This window comes from Stenotrophomonas sp. 05L414_2, assembly GCF_056397905.1.
The window spans coordinates 1-15,646 of the sequence record NZ_JBFTOJ010000021.1; the positions used below are offsets into that span (position 1 = coordinate 1).

General features: G+C 69.2%; 14 protein-coding genes. All 14 read right to left on the reverse strand.

Annotated elements, in window-relative coordinates; genetic code table 11:
- Positions 1–68: 68 nt before the first annotated feature.
- Positions 69–3,407 (reverse strand): ankyrin repeat domain-containing protein, encoded by a 3,339-nt coding sequence (locus tag AC1DJN_RS04820; protein ID WP_025877985.1) that lies wholly within the window; start codon positions 3,405–3,407, stop codon positions 69–71.
- Positions 3,400–3,660, reverse strand: a complete 261-nt coding sequence (locus AC1DJN_RS04825; protein ID WP_032976812.1) for a YcgL domain-containing protein — start codon at positions 3,658–3,660, stop codon at positions 3,400–3,402. Before AC1DJN_RS04825 ends, AC1DJN_RS04820 begins: the two co-directional genes overlap by 8 nt.
- A 159-nt stretch (positions 3,661–3,819) precedes the next feature.
- Complete coding sequence (locus tag AC1DJN_RS04830; RefSeq protein ID WP_025877987.1) at positions 3,820–4,260, reverse strand: hypothetical protein; 441 nt, start codon at positions 4,258–4,260, stop codon at positions 3,820–3,822.
- Between the two features lie 37 nt (positions 4,261–4,297).
- Positions 4,298–5,536, reverse strand: a complete 1,239-nt coding sequence (locus tag AC1DJN_RS04835; RefSeq protein ID WP_478038937.1) for a beta-ketoacyl-ACP synthase — start codon at positions 5,534–5,536, stop codon at positions 4,298–4,300.
- Positions 5,536–6,267: a 3-ketoacyl-ACP reductase FabG2 gene (locus tag AC1DJN_RS04840; protein WP_025877991.1), complete on the reverse strand. Its 732-nt coding sequence runs from the start codon at positions 6,265–6,267 to the stop codon at positions 5,536–5,538. Before AC1DJN_RS04840 ends, AC1DJN_RS04835 begins: the two co-directional genes overlap by 1 nt.
- A complete protein-coding gene (locus AC1DJN_RS04845) occupies positions 6,264–6,722 on the reverse strand; it encodes a hotdog family protein (protein ID WP_025877993.1) in 459 nt (152 codons plus the stop codon). The genes AC1DJN_RS04840 and AC1DJN_RS04845 overlap by 4 nt, the downstream gene beginning before the upstream one ends.
- A complete protein-coding gene (locus tag AC1DJN_RS04850; protein WP_032976811.1) occupies positions 6,719–7,906 on the reverse strand; it encodes a beta-ketoacyl-[acyl-carrier-protein] synthase family protein in 1,188 nt (395 codons plus the stop codon). Before AC1DJN_RS04850 ends, AC1DJN_RS04845 begins: the two co-directional genes overlap by 4 nt.
- On the reverse strand, positions 7,903–8,457 hold the full coding sequence (locus AC1DJN_RS04855) for a DUF3261 domain-containing protein (protein ID WP_033832520.1): 555 nt from the start codon (positions 8,455–8,457) through the stop codon (positions 7,903–7,905). The genes AC1DJN_RS04850 and AC1DJN_RS04855 overlap by 4 nt, the downstream gene beginning before the upstream one ends.
- Complete coding sequence (locus AC1DJN_RS04860) at positions 8,445–9,719, reverse strand: NAD(P)/FAD-dependent oxidoreductase (RefSeq protein WP_025877998.1); 1,275 nt, start codon at positions 9,717–9,719, stop codon at positions 8,445–8,447. The genes AC1DJN_RS04855 and AC1DJN_RS04860 overlap by 13 nt, the downstream gene beginning before the upstream one ends.
- A 62-nt stretch (positions 9,720–9,781) precedes the next feature.
- Positions 9,782–12,127, reverse strand: a complete 2,346-nt coding sequence (locus AC1DJN_RS04865; RefSeq protein WP_442251995.1) for an MMPL family transporter — start codon at positions 12,125–12,127, stop codon at positions 9,782–9,784.
- Positions 12,120–12,749, reverse strand: a complete 630-nt coding sequence (locus tag AC1DJN_RS04870; RefSeq protein WP_099785846.1) for an outer membrane lipoprotein carrier protein LolA — start codon at positions 12,747–12,749, stop codon at positions 12,120–12,122. Before AC1DJN_RS04870 ends, AC1DJN_RS04865 begins: the two co-directional genes overlap by 8 nt.
- On the reverse strand, positions 12,746–13,177 hold the full coding sequence (locus tag AC1DJN_RS04875; RefSeq protein WP_025878003.1) for an acyl-CoA thioesterase: 432 nt from the start codon (positions 13,175–13,177) through the stop codon (positions 12,746–12,748). Before AC1DJN_RS04875 ends, AC1DJN_RS04870 begins: the two co-directional genes overlap by 4 nt.
- Positions 13,164–14,714, reverse strand: coding sequence for an HAL/PAL/TAL family ammonia-lyase (locus tag AC1DJN_RS04880; RefSeq protein ID WP_025878005.1), 1,551 nt, complete (start codon positions 14,712–14,714; stop codon positions 13,164–13,166). The genes AC1DJN_RS04875 and AC1DJN_RS04880 overlap by 14 nt, the downstream gene beginning before the upstream one ends.
- On the reverse strand, positions 14,704–15,645 hold the full coding sequence (locus AC1DJN_RS04885; RefSeq protein WP_442251996.1) for an LpxL/LpxP family acyltransferase: 942 nt from the start codon (positions 15,643–15,645) through the stop codon (positions 14,704–14,706). Before AC1DJN_RS04885 ends, AC1DJN_RS04880 begins: the two co-directional genes overlap by 11 nt.
- Between the last annotated feature and the right edge of the window lies 1 nt (position 15,646).

The following is a 15,646-nucleotide window of genomic DNA, read 5'->3' on the forward strand; positions in this document are numbered from 1 at the left end:
GCAACCTCATGMACCTCGCCAGGATTGCGAAGCTGCCGGCCAGCGGCCGGCACTACCGCGCCTTGGGGTCAGCCGTTGTCGCGCAGGAACCTGGCCATCGACGAKACRCCCGGCACGCGCGGCTCGAACTCGGCGGCGACGTCGATGAAGCCGCGCATCACCGCGATCTCGCGCGGGCTGCGGTTCAAGCCATCACGCGCTTCCGGGTCGGCACCGGCGCGCAGCAGGCGCTGCACCAGCAGCGGCAACCCGTGCAGGGCGGCCAAGTGCAGCGGGCCGAAGCCGCGCGGATCGCGCACGTCCAGGCTGACGTCTTCATCCAGCAGGCGCTCGACGGCGGCCATCACCACCTGCTCGTCGCAGGCAGTGCCCGGTTCGGCGCGCGCGCCCAGCAGCAGCAGCAACGGCGTGACCGCACCGGCGGCGGCCTGGTCCGGCTCTGCACCAGCCAGCAGCAGGGTATCGAGCAGCGCCAGCAGGCGCGAACGGTCGCGCGCACTGAAGCCATACAGTGCCGCGCAGTGCAGCGGCGCCAGCTGCTGGGCATCGCCGGCGTGCACATCGGCACCGGCGGTGAGCAGGCGCGCCACGATGTCCGGCAGCCCCAGCGCCGAGGCCAGCATCAGCACGGTGACCCCGCCCGGCAGGCGGTGTTCGAGCTGCGCACCGGCGTCGAGCAGGGCCGAGACGATCTCGACCTGGCGCATGCTGACCGCCGCCGACAACGGCGTGGCACCACTGGCAGCGGCATGCTGCGGATCAGCGCCGCGCGCCAGCAGCAGGTCGACCACGGCCAGGTGGCCACCGCCGGCAGCACGCAGCAGTGCGGTGCAGCCCTGCGCATCGACGGCGTCGACGGCAAAGCCCAGATCATTCAAACGACGCACGGCGTCGACATCACCGGCCATCGCGGCGGCCGGCAGATCGCCTTCGCGCAGGGTCCGGCGCGGCAGCGGCCAGACGCGCCAGTCCAGCCAATCAGCCAGATCACGACGACCGATCGACAACGCCACGCCCAGCGGTGTCTGCCCATCGGCAGCACGCGCTTCCGGCGAGGCGCCGTGCTGCACCAACAGCTTCAAGGCGCTTTCGCGGGCCAGTGCGGTGGCCAGATGCAGCGCGGTCATGCCATGGCTGTCGCGTGCTTCGCGGTCCACGCCGGTGGTGAGCAGGGCCTGCTGCAGGCGCAGCCAGCCCAGGCGCACCGCCAGCGACAACGGCGGATCACCGGCTGGCGAGGCGGCAAACGGATCGGCGCCCCGCTCCAGCAGTTCCAGCGCCAGCTGCTCAAGGCCACGCGCCGCCTGGTCGTGCTGCGCACAGGCGGCCAGGAAACGCGCCAGGCCACCGCGCCCGGCCGGCGACAGGCCGTGCTGCAGCATCACCTGCAGGGCTGGCACGGCATCGATGCCACGCGAAAGCAGCGCGAACATCGGCGTATCTGCGCAGGCGTCGCGCACGTACGGATCGGCACCATGGGCGAGCAGCCAGTCGACCGCACGCGGCTCCAGCGCCAGCTCCGGATCGAGCAGCAGGCCACCCAGTTCTTCGGGCTGGCACAGCCTGGCCAGTGCGGCCATGCCATCGGTATTGCCGAACCCCAGCGCCTCGCGCAGCAGGGTCAACGGCGGGCGGTCGGGCAACAGGCCGCTGGCGCTGGCCGTCTCACCGCGCTCGGCCAGGCCATCGCTGACCGCGGCGGGCAGCGGGTAGGACGGGTCCAGCAGGGCCACGATCGCCCAGCGACCGGCTTCGGCGGCATAGTCCACCGCGCGCCGGCCGGCCGGATCGCTGCCGTCGGCGGCGATCCCCAGTTCCAGCAGGCGCTTGATCAACAACGGCGAAACGTCCTCGGCCATCGTGGCCAGCAGCACCGCGTTGCGGCCATCGGTGTCGACCGCAACCAAGTCTGGTTTGTGCGGCAGCAGGTGCTCGACCACGGCAGCGCGGCCGGCGCGTGCGGCTTCCAGCCACGGGGTGCGGCCCAGCGCATCGCGCGCTTCCAGGTTGGCACCGGCGGCCAGCAGCACGCCGATGATGTCCACGTGGCCGGCCAGTGCGGCTTCATGCAGCGCGCTGCGGCGCTGGCGGTCGCGCGCGTCGGCACGTGCCTTGTGCTTGAGCAGCAGCTGCACGCCGGCCGGATCGTCGTCCTCGGTGGCGGCCGCGGCCAGCAGCACCGGGGTGCCGTCAGCCGGTTCGCTGCGCGCGCCGCGCTCCAGCAGGAAGCGCGCCAGGCGCCAGTTGCCGACCTGGCAGGCCACCGCCAGCGGTGACCAGCCATCACGGTTCAGTGCGTCCACTTCAGCCGCCGCATCGCGCAGCAGCGCGGCCACGCCCGGGTCGGAACTGCGCGCGGCGTGGTGCAGGGGCGTGTTGCCCTCGCTGTCGGTGGCGCGCGAATCGGCACCGTTGGCCAGCAGGGTCATCACCGCTTCCGGACGCCCATGCCAGCTGTCGCGGGTCGCGGCCAGCAGCGGGGTCATGCCACGGTGCGGCGCGTTCACATCGACGCCGCGGCCGATCAGCTCGCGCAGCAGGCGCAGGTCCGGCAATACCGCGGCCAGTACAGCCAGGCTGCGCTGGTCGCGCCAGTTGGGGTCAGGCAATGAGTGCGGATCGGCGCCGGCCTGCAGCAACTGCAGCGCGCGGTCGATGCGGCCGTGGCGTGCGGCTTCGTACAGGGCCGGGGTCAGCTCCTGCGGCGCCAATGCTTCCAGCGGTGTGGTGTCCACCGCAGTGCTGAACAGCGTTTCGCGATCGACCGGCAGTTCAGCGCCAACCGGGCCGCGCAGCGAGACCAGCGGCGCCGGTGCGATGCGCTGCAGCAGCAGGTGGAGCAGCGGCGACAGCAGCAGCACCGCCAGTGCCGACGGCCAACGCGCGCTTTCCGGCAGCAGGCCCGGCCAGGTCGGCAGTACCACCAGTGCGGCCAGGGCCATCACCAGTGCGGCCACGCCAAGGCCACGCCAGGCGCTGAGGTCGCGGCCGGCCAGCGCCTGCCAATGCTGGGCCAGGCCACCGTCGAGGCGCTCGACATCATTCCACAGCGGCCAGGTGCGCCAAGCCGCCAGCAGGCCAGCGCTGACCAGCACGCTCAGGCCCAGCACCGCAGCCAGGCTGCCGCTGTCGCGCAGCGCGGCCAGCGGCCAGGCCAGCAACAGGGCCAGCAGCAACGGCGCGGCGATCCACAGTGCCAGCAGCGCCGGCAGGTCCTGGCGGACGATCACCTTCGGCGGCAGCAGCGCACGGCTGCGCCGCCACCACGAGATTCCCAATGCGAACGCCGGTTGTGCCAGTGCGGCCAGCACCGCACCGGGCAGGCCGCCCAGCGCCGAACCCAGTGCCAGCAAGGCACCCAGGGTGAAGGCCAGCGACAGGGCGCGGGATCGGGAAAGCTCAGTCATAGTGGCGCAGCATCATGCTGCTCACCGACGGCGGCACCTGCAGGTAGAACCCGCGCTCGGTCAGTTCGCTGCGCACCTTGGCCGGGTCGGCCTGGGCCAGCCGGCGCTCCGCGTCCAGGGTCACGTCCAGCACGAAGACGAGCGAACCCAACGACGCCGACAGCGGCGCAGGCAAAGCGCTGAAGTCATCGCGTCGGGCGAGATAGACGTAGGTGTCCGGCTTGAGTTGGCTTTTATAGACGTAGGCGTGCATGTCCACGGGACGATAACCCGGGAAGAGCCGTGATTGTGTCGGAAAGCCGACACCGGGGAAAGCCGTCACGCGACGATGGCGGCGCGATCGACGGCGTTTCCCCGTTGAGGTTCAGCAATGTGGCGGCGCCGTTCAGGCTGCGCCACCGGTCGGCAGCGCTTACTTGACCTTGGCGTAGGTGCCCTTCAGGGCCACGCCGGCGACGAAGGTGCCGGCCCAGCACTCGTAGTTGGTCGCGCTCTTGAACTCGTTCTTCTTGTAGTAGCTGACGATGTCGACCACGGCATTGGCGCCGCGCGACTTGGCACCGTCCTGCAGGGCCAGCAGTGCCGACAGCGCGACCCAGTTGCAGGCCTCGACGTCGCTCTTGTTGGCGGCGTTGGTCTTCTTGTTGGTCACGTCCTCGCCCAGGCGCTGCTGCACGCTGACCGGCTGGCCGGCCAGGTAGAAGCGCACGCTGCCGTCGATGCCGGCATCTTTGGCGGCCTGCGAACTGATCAGCTCGCGCAGGGACTGTTCGACGCGGGTATCGCGCGCCGAAGCGGTGGAAGTCAGGGCCAGCAGCGCGGTGGCAGTGGCGATCAGCAGGGTGCGGCGCATCGGAACGTCTCCTTGTTGGGGTGCGGGTACGGCGGGGTCACGCGCTCCAGCGGCGGAACACCAGCGAGGTGTTGATGCCGCCGAAGGCGAAGTTGTTGCTCATCACGTACTCGGCCTGCAGCTCGCGGCCTTGCCCGGTGATGAAGTCGAGCTGGCCGCAACGCGGGTCCACCTCGACCAGGTTCAGGGTGGGCGCGAACCAGCCGGCGCGCATCATCTCGATGCTCATCCAGGCTTCGAACGCGCCGCAACCGCCCAGCATGTGGCCGACGTAGCTCTTCAACGAGCTGATCGGCACGCGGCTGCCGAACACCTGGGCGGTGGCCTGGGTCTCGGCGATGTYGCCGTGGTCGGTGGCGGTGCCATGGGCGTTCACGTAGTCGATCTGCACCGGCTGCAGACCGGCGTCTTCCAGCGCCAGGCGCATGGCCTGGGCCATGGTATCGGCGCTGGGCTGGGTGACGTGCTGGCCGTCGCTGTTGGTGCCGTAACCGACGATCTCGGCGAGGATGGTCGCGCCGCGTGCCTGCGCGTGTTCCAGATCCTCCAGGATCAGCGTGCAGGCGCCCTCGCCCAGCACCAGGCCATCGCGGCCGGCATCGAACGGACGCGGGGTGGTGTGCGGTGCGTCGTTGCGCGTGCTGGTGGCAAACAGGGTGTCGAACACCGCCGCAGCCGTGGCGTCGAGCTGTTCGGCCCCACCGGCCACCATTACCGTCTGCTTGCCGCTGCGGATCGCTTCATAGCCGGCGCCCACGCCCTGGCTGCCCGACGTACAGGCGCTGGAAGTGGTGTAGACACGCCCGGACAAGCCGAAGAACACACCGATGTTGACCGGCGCGGTGTGGCTCATCATCTTCAGGTAGGTGGTGGCGCTGATGCCGTCGGTGGTGAACTCATGCAGCATGCGGCCGAATTCGCCGGTGGCTTCGTGGCTGCCCGACGACGAGCCATAGGCCACGCCGGTACGGCCACTGCGCAGCACCGGGTGCTCGAACAGGCCCGCCTCACGCAGGGCGACCTCGGTGGCGCGCACCGACATGATCGCCACCTTGCCCATCGAGCGGGTGGTCTTGCGGTTGTAGTTCGGCGGCAGCTCGTAGTCCTGCGCCGGCGCGGCAAGCTTGGTGTTCAGGCCCGCATACACATCCCATTCCGGCATCGAACGCACCGCATTGCGGCAGCTGCGCAGATGGGCCTGGATGGTCGGCCAGTCGTGGCCGAGCGGACTGATGGCGGCAGCACCGGTGACCACCACGCGACGATCGGCGGCCATCAGATCATCCCTCCGTTGACCGAGATCACCTGGCGGGTGATGTAGCCGGCCGGCTCGGACAGCAGGAACGCGACCGTGGCCGCCACTTCCTCGGGACGGCCGACGCGGCCGGCCGGGATCAGCTTCAATGCGTGTTCGACCACTTCTTCGTTGAGCATGTCGGTCTCGATCAGGCCCGGGGCCACGCAGTTGACGGTGATCTGGCGGCTGGCCAGTTCCAGCGCCAATGCCTTGCTGGCACCGATGATGCCGGCCTTGGCCGCACTGTAATTGACCTGGCCACGGTTGCCGGCCACGCCGGACACCGAGGACAGGGTGACGATGCGGCCCGGCTTGCGCCGCCGCACCATCGGCATGATCAGCGGATGCAGCACGTTGTAGAAACCGTCCAGGTTGGTGTGGATCACCTGGTCCCAGTCGTCCTCGGACAATGCCGGGAACGCGCCGTCACGGGCGATGCCGGCATTGCACACCACGCCGTAATAGGCGCCATGTGCCTCCACGTCAGCCTCCAGCGCAGCACGCGCGGCAGCACGGTCGGCCACGTCGAAGGCCAGCACGCGCGCCTGCCGGCCCAGCGCCTGGATCTCGTCGGCCACCGCCTGTGCTTCTTCCACACGGCTGCGGCAATGCACCACCACGTCGAAGCCATCGCGCGCGATACGCAGCGCAATGGCCCGGCCGATGCCCCGGCTCGCGCCGGTCACCAGCACGCTTGGATTCCCTGTCATGCCTGTCCACTCTCCAGATAGGCCATCGAGTCGGCCGGTTCGAACACCGACACGTTGGCAACCGCCCATTCTTCTTCGCCTGCCAGGATGCGGCAGGCGAACATCCCTAATCCATTGTCGCCCAACAGCTCGCAACGCGCCTGTACCTGCAGGCGGGTGCCACTGGGGAAACTGCTGCGCGTGCTGGTATAGCGCCGGCTGCCAAGCAGGAAGCCCAGCTGCGGCGGGTTGCCGGCCGTGCGTGCGCGGCAGCCGGCCCAGGCAGCGATGGCCTGGGCCATGTATTCGATGCCGACCCATGCCGGGACCGCACCGTCTTCGATGAACAGGCCGGCCTCGGGCACCACCAGTTCCGCCTCGATGCCGTCCTGGTCCCAGCGCAGGATGCGGTCCAGCAGGCACATGTCCTGGCGGTGCGGCACCACCTCTTCGATGGCATACAGCGGCATGTTCATCGGCGCTCCAGTGCCAGCACGGCATTGCTGCCGCCGAAGGCGAACGAATTGCTCAGCACCCGCCGCGGCAGCTGCTGCAGGAAGGTCGCCGGGGCTACCAGCGGCAACGCCGGCAGCGCCGGATCGGCCACGCCGTCCCACCAGTGCGGCGGCAGCTGCTGCTGCGGATTCTCGGCCAGCAGGATCCAGCACAGCGCCGCTTCGATCGCACCGGACGCACCCAGCGTGTGGCCGGTCAGTGGCTTGGTCGAGCTGGCCGGCACGGCGGTGCCCAGCACCTGCGCCACGGCGTGGCTTTCCATGGCGTCGTTGTGGCCTGTCGCGGTGCCATGCAGGTTCACGTAATCCACTTCCGAAGGTGCCCAGCCAGCACGCTGCAACGCCTGCTGCAGGGCATCGATGGCACCCAGACCCTGCGGGTCCGGCGCCGACATATGGTGCGCGTCGGCCGACTCACCCCACCCCGCCAGGCTGACCGGGCCTGCATCGCGGGTCAGCAGGAACAGCGCGGCGCCCTCGCCGATGTTGATCCCGCAGCGATGCTGCGAGAACGGATTGCAGCGCACTGCGGAGACCGATTCCAGCGCGCTGAACCCGGCGACGGTGAACCGGCACAGGGAATCGGCACCACCAGCGATGACCGCATCGACGATGCCCGAGCGCAGCATGCGCGCGGCCGACATCAACGCCTTGGCGCTGGACGAACAGGCCGTGGACAGCGTCCAGGCCGGGCCCAGCGCACCGCTGCGCTCACGCACGAACTGCGCGGCGGTGCCCATTTCCTGCTGTGCGTAGTCGAAGCCTTCGGGCCAATGGCCGTGCTCGGCGCGGGTACGCAGCGCCTGTTCGGATTCACCGATGCCCGAGGTGCTGGTGCCCAGCACCACCGCCACACGCTCGGCACCGTAACGGTTGATGGCATCGGCAACAGCCGGCGCGATCTGCGCCAGTGCCACGTCCAGCAGAGCATTGTTGCGGCCACGCAGGGACACCGGCAGTTCCTCCAGCGTCGGCAGCGGGCTGTGCACTTCGCCCAGCGCGAGCGTGCGACCTGGCAGCAGGCTGGCGTTGTCGCTCAGGCCGCCGGGCGCATCGGCAAACAGCGCAGCAGCCACCGCGGCGCGGCCCTCGCCCAACGCGCAGACCACGCCGAGGTCGTTCAGGAAAATGGGAGCGCTCTTCATTCCTGGCCGGCCATGTCGATCGATTCGATGCGCAGGGTGTAGCCCTCGGCGCGGTTGTCCAGCTGCACGCTGCCATCGCCCAGGCGCTGCAGCTGCAGCCACACGGTGCCGTCGCGGGACAGGCTGCGCTGGCGGCCGTCGTCGCTCACCTGCCAGCCGGCCGGCAGCGCGGCGGCAATGGCGTCCGTCGGCCAGAGCGCGAACTGCAGGTCATCCAGTACGCGTTCGGCACGTACCTGTGGCGGCAGCCACGGTGCACGCTGCTGGGTCAGCTGCTGGCCGTCCCACTGCAGGCGCACGCCGGTCTGGCCCATCGCCTGCACGGCCAGCCGCACCTGCTGCGCGTCGGCTTCCAGCAGCGCATCCAGATCACGCTCGTGGCTGCCGAAGCGGAAGTGCAGTTGCTGCTGCAGGGCCAACGGCGCCGGCAGGCTGGACGGTGCCAGCCGCAGCGGCGGCAGGTCGACCAGCGGCCGCGGCATGCGGCTGGCACAGGCGGCCAGCAGCAGGCACAGCAGGACCGCGGAGAGGCGGACGATCAGGCGCTGCACAGTTCCTCCAGCACGCGCATGCGACGGCCACTGTCGTCGGCCACATACGGATTGTTGGTGTCCCAGGCGTAGCCGGCCAGGATGGAGCTGATCATGTCGCGTACCTGCGGCTGCTGGTCGGGGTGGTAGATGATCTTCTGGAAGCCGCCCTGGTACCAGCTTTCGACGAAGCGGCGGAAGGTTTTCACACCGGCGCGCAGCGGAATCGAGAATTCGCTTTCCCAGTCCACGGTCTCGCCCGCGTAACGGCGCTTCAGGCATTCGCTGGCCAGCTGCGCCGACTTGAACGCGATGGTGACGCCGGAGGAGAACACCGGGTCGAGGAACTCACCGGCGTTGCCCAGCAGCGCATAACCCGGGCCCCACAGCGAGCTGACATTGGCCGAATAGCCGGTGATGCGGCGCACCGGCAGCACCGCCCATTCGGCATTGGCCAGCAGCGAGGTCAGGTTCGGATCCTCGCCGACGATGGCCTGCAGCTTCTGCAGGTCGTCGCCTTCGTAGCGCTCGAAGAACGATGGCTCGGCGACCACGCCCAGCGAGCAGCAGCCGTTGGAGAACGGAATCGTCCAGTACCAGACGTCGATGTGCTCGGGATGGGTGGTGATCAGGATCTTGTTGCGGTCGAATTCCGCTTCGGCCGGGATGTTGTCGCGTACGTGGCAGAAGATCGCGCCGCGCACCGGGAAGTTGGACGGTGATTCCAGGTCCAGCAGGCGTGGCAGCAGGCGCGCGAAGCCAGAGGCGTCGAGGATGAAATCGGCTTCGATGCGGTACTCGCTGCCATCGGGGCGGCGCACGCTCACCAGCGGCTGCTCGCCCGGCTCGACGGACAGCACTTCGTCACCGAAGCGCAGGGTCGCGCCCATGCGCTCGGCGCCACGCGCCAGCACGTTGTCGAAGTCGGCGCGCTGCACCTGGTAGGTGGTGCCCCAGCCCGGGGAGAACTTCTTCCTGAAGTCGAACGCGGTGCGCGCTTTTCCGTGCACGAAGGCCGCGCCGTTCTTGTACTGGAAGCCTGCCTCGACCACGTCCTGCAGCAGGCCCGCCGCTTCGATGTATTCCATGCTCTGCGGCAGCAGGCTCTCGCCGATGGAGAAGCGCGGGAACTGCTGGCGCTCCAGCATCAGCACCCTGCGGCCCTGCTGGCGCAGCATCGCCGCGGCCACCGAGCCAGCCGGGCCGGCGCCGATGATCAGGATCTCGGTACGTTCCACGTCTTCGTGGCGGGAAGAATCAGCGGCATCCACAGCAGTAGTCATCGGTGCGTCCTTGTTGCTCGATCAGGTGGAAAAGCGGAGGAATCGGAATGAAGCGTGCCCGGTCAGGCCGGCGGAGCGTCATGCGGTGTCGGCCGGAACAGCGGCGAGATCAGCCACACCAGGCCGATGCCGAACAGCAGGGTGAGCCCGAACGCACGCAGCGCCGGCGTCTGCGAAAGACCCAGCAGTCCGAACGACAGCCAGGTGCTGGCCGCACCCACGCATACCGCCAGCCAGGCGCTGGCATCGCCGCGGTGCTCGATCAGGAAGATGCCGTAGTCGATGCCCATGCCCAGCAGCAGCATCAGCGCCAGCACGTTGAACAGCTGCAGCGGCTGGCCGAACAGGCCGAGCAATCCGAGGGTGAGCGCGCCGGCCACCAGGGTCGGTGCGAATACGCGCCAGGCCTGGCGCCGGTAGCGCAGCCACAGGGCGCCGAACACCAGCACGATGCCGACCAGCAGCAGGCCGCCCATCAGCTTGCGGTARTGGCCCAGCAGCTGCGAGAAATCGGCCGTACGGTCGACCCAGCGCACGCCGTCCAGGCCTTCGGCAGCACCGCGCAGGGTGGCCAGTGCATCGGCACGCGACAGGTCATCGACCATCACCACGCTGATCATCTGCCCGCCCACGTTGCCGACCCACAGGTGGCGGAACGGCTGCGACGCCGGCGAGGCGAGGAAGGCCTCGGCGCTCAGCGGCGCCGCTGCGAATGCGGGGCGCTGCAGGGGCTCGCCCACCGCTTCGCCCACCGCGGCCAGCACGCCGGGTTCCACCCTGGCGGTCAACGCCGCATCGGCCTGCTGCCGTGCGGGCGATGGCAACCAGTCACTGATTGCGCGGTAACCGCCGATGCGCTTGTCGTGGGTCAGTTCACGCAGGCGCGTGGTCAGCGCTTCTTCGCGCTGCAGCAGTTGTGCGGCATCGCTGCCCTGCACCAGGTAGAACTGCGCCGGGCTGGGCATGCCCAGCAACTGGCTGAGGCGGATCTGCTGGGCCATCAGTGCCGGCGGCGAGGACTGCAGGCTGCGCAGGTCGTCGTTGCTCTGCAGGCGGGCGATGCCGATGACCGACACCAGTGCGGCCACGCCGAGGAAGATCGCCACCGGGCGACGCCCGTGCAGGCGCGGGAAACGCTCCAGCGTGTTGCCCAGCCACTGCGCGAAGCGGGTGGTACGGATCTCGCCACCGTCCAGCCACGGGAACCAGAAGATCACCGTGAGGAAGGCAGCGGCCAGCCCCACCACCGAGAACAGCGCCATCTGCCGCAGGCCGGGGAACGGCGCCAGGCCCAGCGCCAGGTACGCCAGCGCACTGGTCAGCAGCGCCAGCCAYAGTCCCGGCAGCAGATGCCGCAGCAGCTTCCAGCGACGGTCAGCCGGTTCGGCCTGGCGCGAAGCGAACCAGTGGATGCCGTAGTCCTCGGCCACGCCAACCAGCGAGGCACCGAACACCAGGGTCAGCACATGCACCTTGTCGAACACCAGCACGGTCACCGCCAGCGCCACGCCACAACCGATCAGCAGTGAGGCGGCAACCAGCAGGATCGGCCGCAGCGAGCGGAACGCCAGCCACACCAGCAGCAGCACCGCCGCCAGCGAGCCCCAGCCGATGGTGTTGATCTCCTGGTTGGCCTGCACGGCAGCCGCTTCGGCATGCAACGGCACGCCGGCATGCAGGATCTCCAGATCCGGCGCAGCGGCCTTGGCCGCCTGTCCGGCGCGTTCGAGCAGGCCATCGAGATGACGCTCGCCATCGAGCCTGAAGGCCGAGCCCGGCGTATCGAACTGCAGCGCCGCCCAGTGCTTGCCTTCGGCCTCGAGCAGGCCGTCATCGCCCAGGCGCAGGCCGGAGCCCTGGGCCTGCTGCTGCCACCACTGCGGCCACAGCGACAGCGGATCCTGCCGCCACTCGGTCAACCGCGGCGCGCCCATCGGGCCGTACAGCGCGCCGAGTGCCTGTTCGGCCAACGCACCGGGTTCGGCCTGCTGCAACTGCTCGCGCTGGGCCGGGGTCAGCAAGCGATCGCGGTACGGTGCGTAGAACGCACGCGCCTCATCGAACCAGCCTTCGATCGAACCACTGGGCACCAGCAGCGCGCTGTCGGCATCACTGGCCATCGCCGCGGCGAACGCGGCCTGCGCGCGCTTGGCAGCGGCACCGTCGGTACTGCCGAGCAGCACCACCACCTGCCGCGAGCTGCCATCGGCGATGCGCCGGGTGACGTCGCTAAGCAGGCGGTCGTGCGCGTCCTGCGGCAGCAGGGCGAGGATGTCGGTGTCGATCCGCGACTCCTGGCTCCACAGTCGCCACTGCTGCGCACCCAGCACCAGCAGCAGCAGCAGCCAGGCGATGCCCAGCCAGTGCCACCAGCGGCGCAGGCGATCCGGTGCGGCGCTGTCACTCAAAGCGGCGCGCCTCGTCGGCGTTCAACGTGGCCGGCGCTTCGCTCAGCGCAGTGAACTGGATGCGGGTGCGATCCTGGTTGGCTTCGATGATCTCGACCTGGCGCACGTAACGGTCGCCCTGCAACGTCAGCGACTGGAAGGCCTTGGCCAGCATCGCCGACTTCGGCGTCAGCTTCAGGCGCCAGCCCTGCCCTTCACGGGTGGCCTCGACGTTGAACTGGCTGGACAGTGCCTGCACGTCACCGCTCATCAACGCGAACATGATCGCGTTGACCGAGCGCATCGCCGGCTGCTGGCGCGCGTCCAGTTCGACGCGGGTGCTGCCATCGCGCTGGCGGCTGAGGATTCGGTCGGCAGTGACCACCACCTCCGACGGGAACGGCTTGAGCGTGGACCAGATCACGCCGTGCTTGCGCGCGACCACGAACTGGCCCTGCGAACGCAGCGGGTTCTTGAAACCGCTGACCTGCTTTTCCTGGGTGAACTGCCCGCGCAGCACGTCCGGTCGGGCGACGGCCTGGGTGATGGCATCGACGGCGGCATCGGCCGCCTGCACCAGCGGTGCGGCCACCAGCAGCAGCGCGCACAGCAGCACGCGCGGAAGACGAAGGGATCGGTTCACGGGGCAGGCACTCCAAGACGCTGCCACAGCACCGGCGGGCACTGATACAGCATTTCCTTGCTGGCCGCGTCGACCGCGACCTGGATGGTCATTGCGCGGGTCAGCACCTGGCCGCTTTCCGCATCGAGGATCTCGTATTCGATCTTCAGCCGGTTCTCCCACTCGACGATGCGCGAGCGCACGCGCAGCGCCTGGCCGAACAGCAGCGGCCGCACGTACTTCACCCGCGCGTCGACCACCGGCCACAGGTAGCCCGATTCGAGCATCTGCGGATAGTCGTAGTCGTAGCGCTTCAGCAACGCGCAGCGCGCGATCTCGAAGTACTTGAAGTAGTTGCCATGCCAGACCACGTTCATCGGATCGCAGTCATGGAAAGCGGGGGCCAGCTCGACCTCACCGACCAGTTCGTTGCCTTCATTCACCGACATACAGCTCCCAGCGTTGCGCGCGGATCTCCACCAGCAGTTCCCGCAGTTCGCGATCCAGCGCGCGGTCTTCTTCGACCAGGGCGATGCGCTGCCCCAGGTCGGCGTACATGTCGGCCAGACTGCCATGCAGCTGCGCGTTCATGCCAACCCGTTCGCGCAGCGCCAGGCCCTGGCGGGCAGCGATCAGCATGGCCGCCACCACCTGCTCAGTCAGCTCGATCACGCGCAGGCAGTCGCGCGCGGCGATGGTGCCCATGCTSACYTTGTCCTGGTTGTGGCATTCGGTGGACCGCGAGAACACCGAGGCCGGCATGGTCTGCTTCAGGGCCTCGGCCGTCCACGCCGAAACGCTGATCTGCAGCGCCTTCAGGCCATGGTTGATCGCCGCGCGCGGGCCGGTGGCCGCCGACAGGTTGGCCGGCAGGCCGTGGTTGTAGCGGGCGTCGACCACCAGCGCCAGCTGCCGGTCGAGCAGGTCGGCGATGTTGGCAACCGTATTCTTCAGCGTGTCCATCGCCAGCGCGATGTGCCCGCCGTAGAAGTGGCCACCGTGCAGGATGCGCTCGCCGTCGGCGTCGATCAGCGGGTTGTCGTTGGCGCTGTTCAGTTCGGTTTCGATCAGCTGTCGCAGGAACGGCAGGGTGTCTTCCAGCACGCCGATCACGTGCGGCGCGCAGCGCAGCGAGTAGCGGTCCTGCAGGCGCTGCTCGTTGCGCGGCGGGCGCTCGCTGTGCAGGTCGCTGCGCAGGCGTGCGGCAATGCGCGACTGCCCCGGGTGCGGCTTGGCGGCGAACAGGGTTTCATCGAAATGGTGCGCGTTGCCATCGCTGGACAGCACGTTGAACGCGGTCAGGCGCGTGGCCATGCGTGCCAGGTAATCGGCGCGCTGCCAGGCCAGGCAGGCCAGGCCGGTCATCACCGCCGTGCCGTTCATGATCGCCAGGCCTTCCTTCGGCCGCAGCTTCAGCGGCGTCATGCCGATCTTCGCCAGCACGTCGGCAGCCGGCTGTACGCGGCCGTCGTGCAGCACCTCGCGTTCGCCGCACAGCACGGCCGCCACGTACGACAGCGGGGTCAGGTCGCCACTGGCGCCCACCGAGCCTTCGGCCGGAATCAACGGCAGCACGTCGTGCTGCAGCAGCGTGGCCAGGCCTTCCAGCAACGGCACGCTGACGCCGGACATGCCGCGCACCAGCGAGGCCAGGCGCGCGGCCAGCACGGCGCGGGTCTCGGCCGGGTCCAGGTAACGGCCCAGGCCGCAGCCATGGTAGGTGTACAGGTGGTGCGGCAGCTCGGCGACCAGTGCCGGCGGAATGTTCACCGTGCACGAATCACCGTAGCCGGTGGTCACGCCATAGATGACGCCATCCTCGCGCAGCAGGCGGTCGAGGAAGTCGGCACCACGCTGGATATGTGCGCGGAACGCAGGCACATCGCTCAGCGCGGCCTCGCACTTGCGCTGGGCCAGGGCGACCACGTCTTCGATGGTCAGCGGTGCATCGCCGAAACGGCACACGGGTACGGCGTCAATCGTCATGAGGAGCCTGATCCCAGAAGGGGAAGAAATTGAACCAGTCCAGCGGGGACTGGATGACCTGGAGTTCCAGCCAGCGCGCGAAGCGCTGCGCCTGTTCGGCCAGTGCGGCATCGCGTGAACCGCGCGGCAGCACCACGCGGTCGGCGAACTGTTCGAATGCCACTCGATAGCCGTCGCCCTGGTGCAGGCACGACATCGTGTAGACCGGGCAGCCGAGCGCGGCCGCCAGCACGTAGGCGCCGATCGGGAACGGCGCGCGGTGGCCGAGGAAATCAGCCGTCACGCTGCGCCCGCCCTGCACCGGCACGCGGTCGCCAACGATGGCGACGAAGCCACCCGAGGCGACCTTGTCGGCCAGCATCATCGCCGTGGCCGGGCCCATCTCGGTAACCTGCACCAGCTCCACCGCGGCCAGCGGGTCCAGCCGTTGCAGCAGCCGGTTGAAGCGCTGCGCGTGCGCGGTATGCACCAGCACGGTGATGCGGAAGCCCGGCACCTGCTCGGCCAGCACCTGGCACAGTTCCAGGCAGCCGATGTGTGCGGTCAGGATCAGGCCGCCTTCGCGGCGCGCAATCCTGCCCAGCACCAGGTCACGCTGCAGGCGGATGCGCTCGGGCGGATAGCGGCCGCCGAGGCCGAGAATCTTGTCCAGCATCGTGTCGGCGAAGCTGAAGAAGTGGCGCAGGCTGTCGCGCCGGGTGGGCGCATGGCCCAGCGCACCGGCATGGGCCTGCAGCCGCTGCAGGTACTGCATCGAGGCCTGGCGACCAACGCGGTTGCCCAGCCAGTGGCAGGCCACGACCGGCCACACGCAGAGGTGGAACGGCCAGCGCCCGAACCAGCGGTGCACCCAGCACAGGAACAGCACGCCGGCCACCGACGTGGACTCGCCGATGTCGGCCCAGTGCGGGGCGTCGTGCGCGTGGCTCATC

Bases quoted from the DNA above. Each gene is read 5' to 3' on its own strand.
- AC1DJN_RS04825 (WP_032976812.1), bottom strand. From the start codon at position 3,660: ATGCACGCCTACGTCTATAAAAGCCAACTCAAGCCGGACACCTACGTC.
- AC1DJN_RS04830 (WP_025877987.1), bottom strand. From the start codon at position 4,260: ATGCGCCGCACCCTGCTGATCGCCACTGCCACCGCGCTGCTGGCCCTG.
- AC1DJN_RS04840 (WP_025877991.1), bottom strand. From the start codon at position 6,267: ATGACAGGGAATCCAAGCGTGCTGGTGACCGGCGCGAGCCGGGGCATC.
- AC1DJN_RS04845 (WP_025877993.1), bottom strand. From the start codon at position 6,722: ATGAACATGCCGCTGTATGCCATCGAAGAGGTGGTGCCGCACCGCCAG.
- AC1DJN_RS04850 (WP_032976811.1), bottom strand. From the start codon at position 7,906: ATGAAGAGCGCTCCCATTTTCCTGAACGACCTCGGCGTGGTCTGCGCG.
- AC1DJN_RS04860 (WP_025877998.1), bottom strand. From the start codon at position 9,719: ATGACTACTGCTGTGGATGCCGCTGATTCTTCCCGCCACGAAGACGTG.
- AC1DJN_RS04875 (WP_025878003.1), bottom strand. From the start codon at position 13,177: ATGTCGGTGAATGAAGGCAACGAACTGGTCGGTGAGGTCGAGCTGGCC.
- AC1DJN_RS04885 (WP_442251996.1), bottom strand. From the start codon at position 15,645: ATGAGCCACGCGCACGACGCCCCGCACTGGGCCGACATCGGCGAGTCC.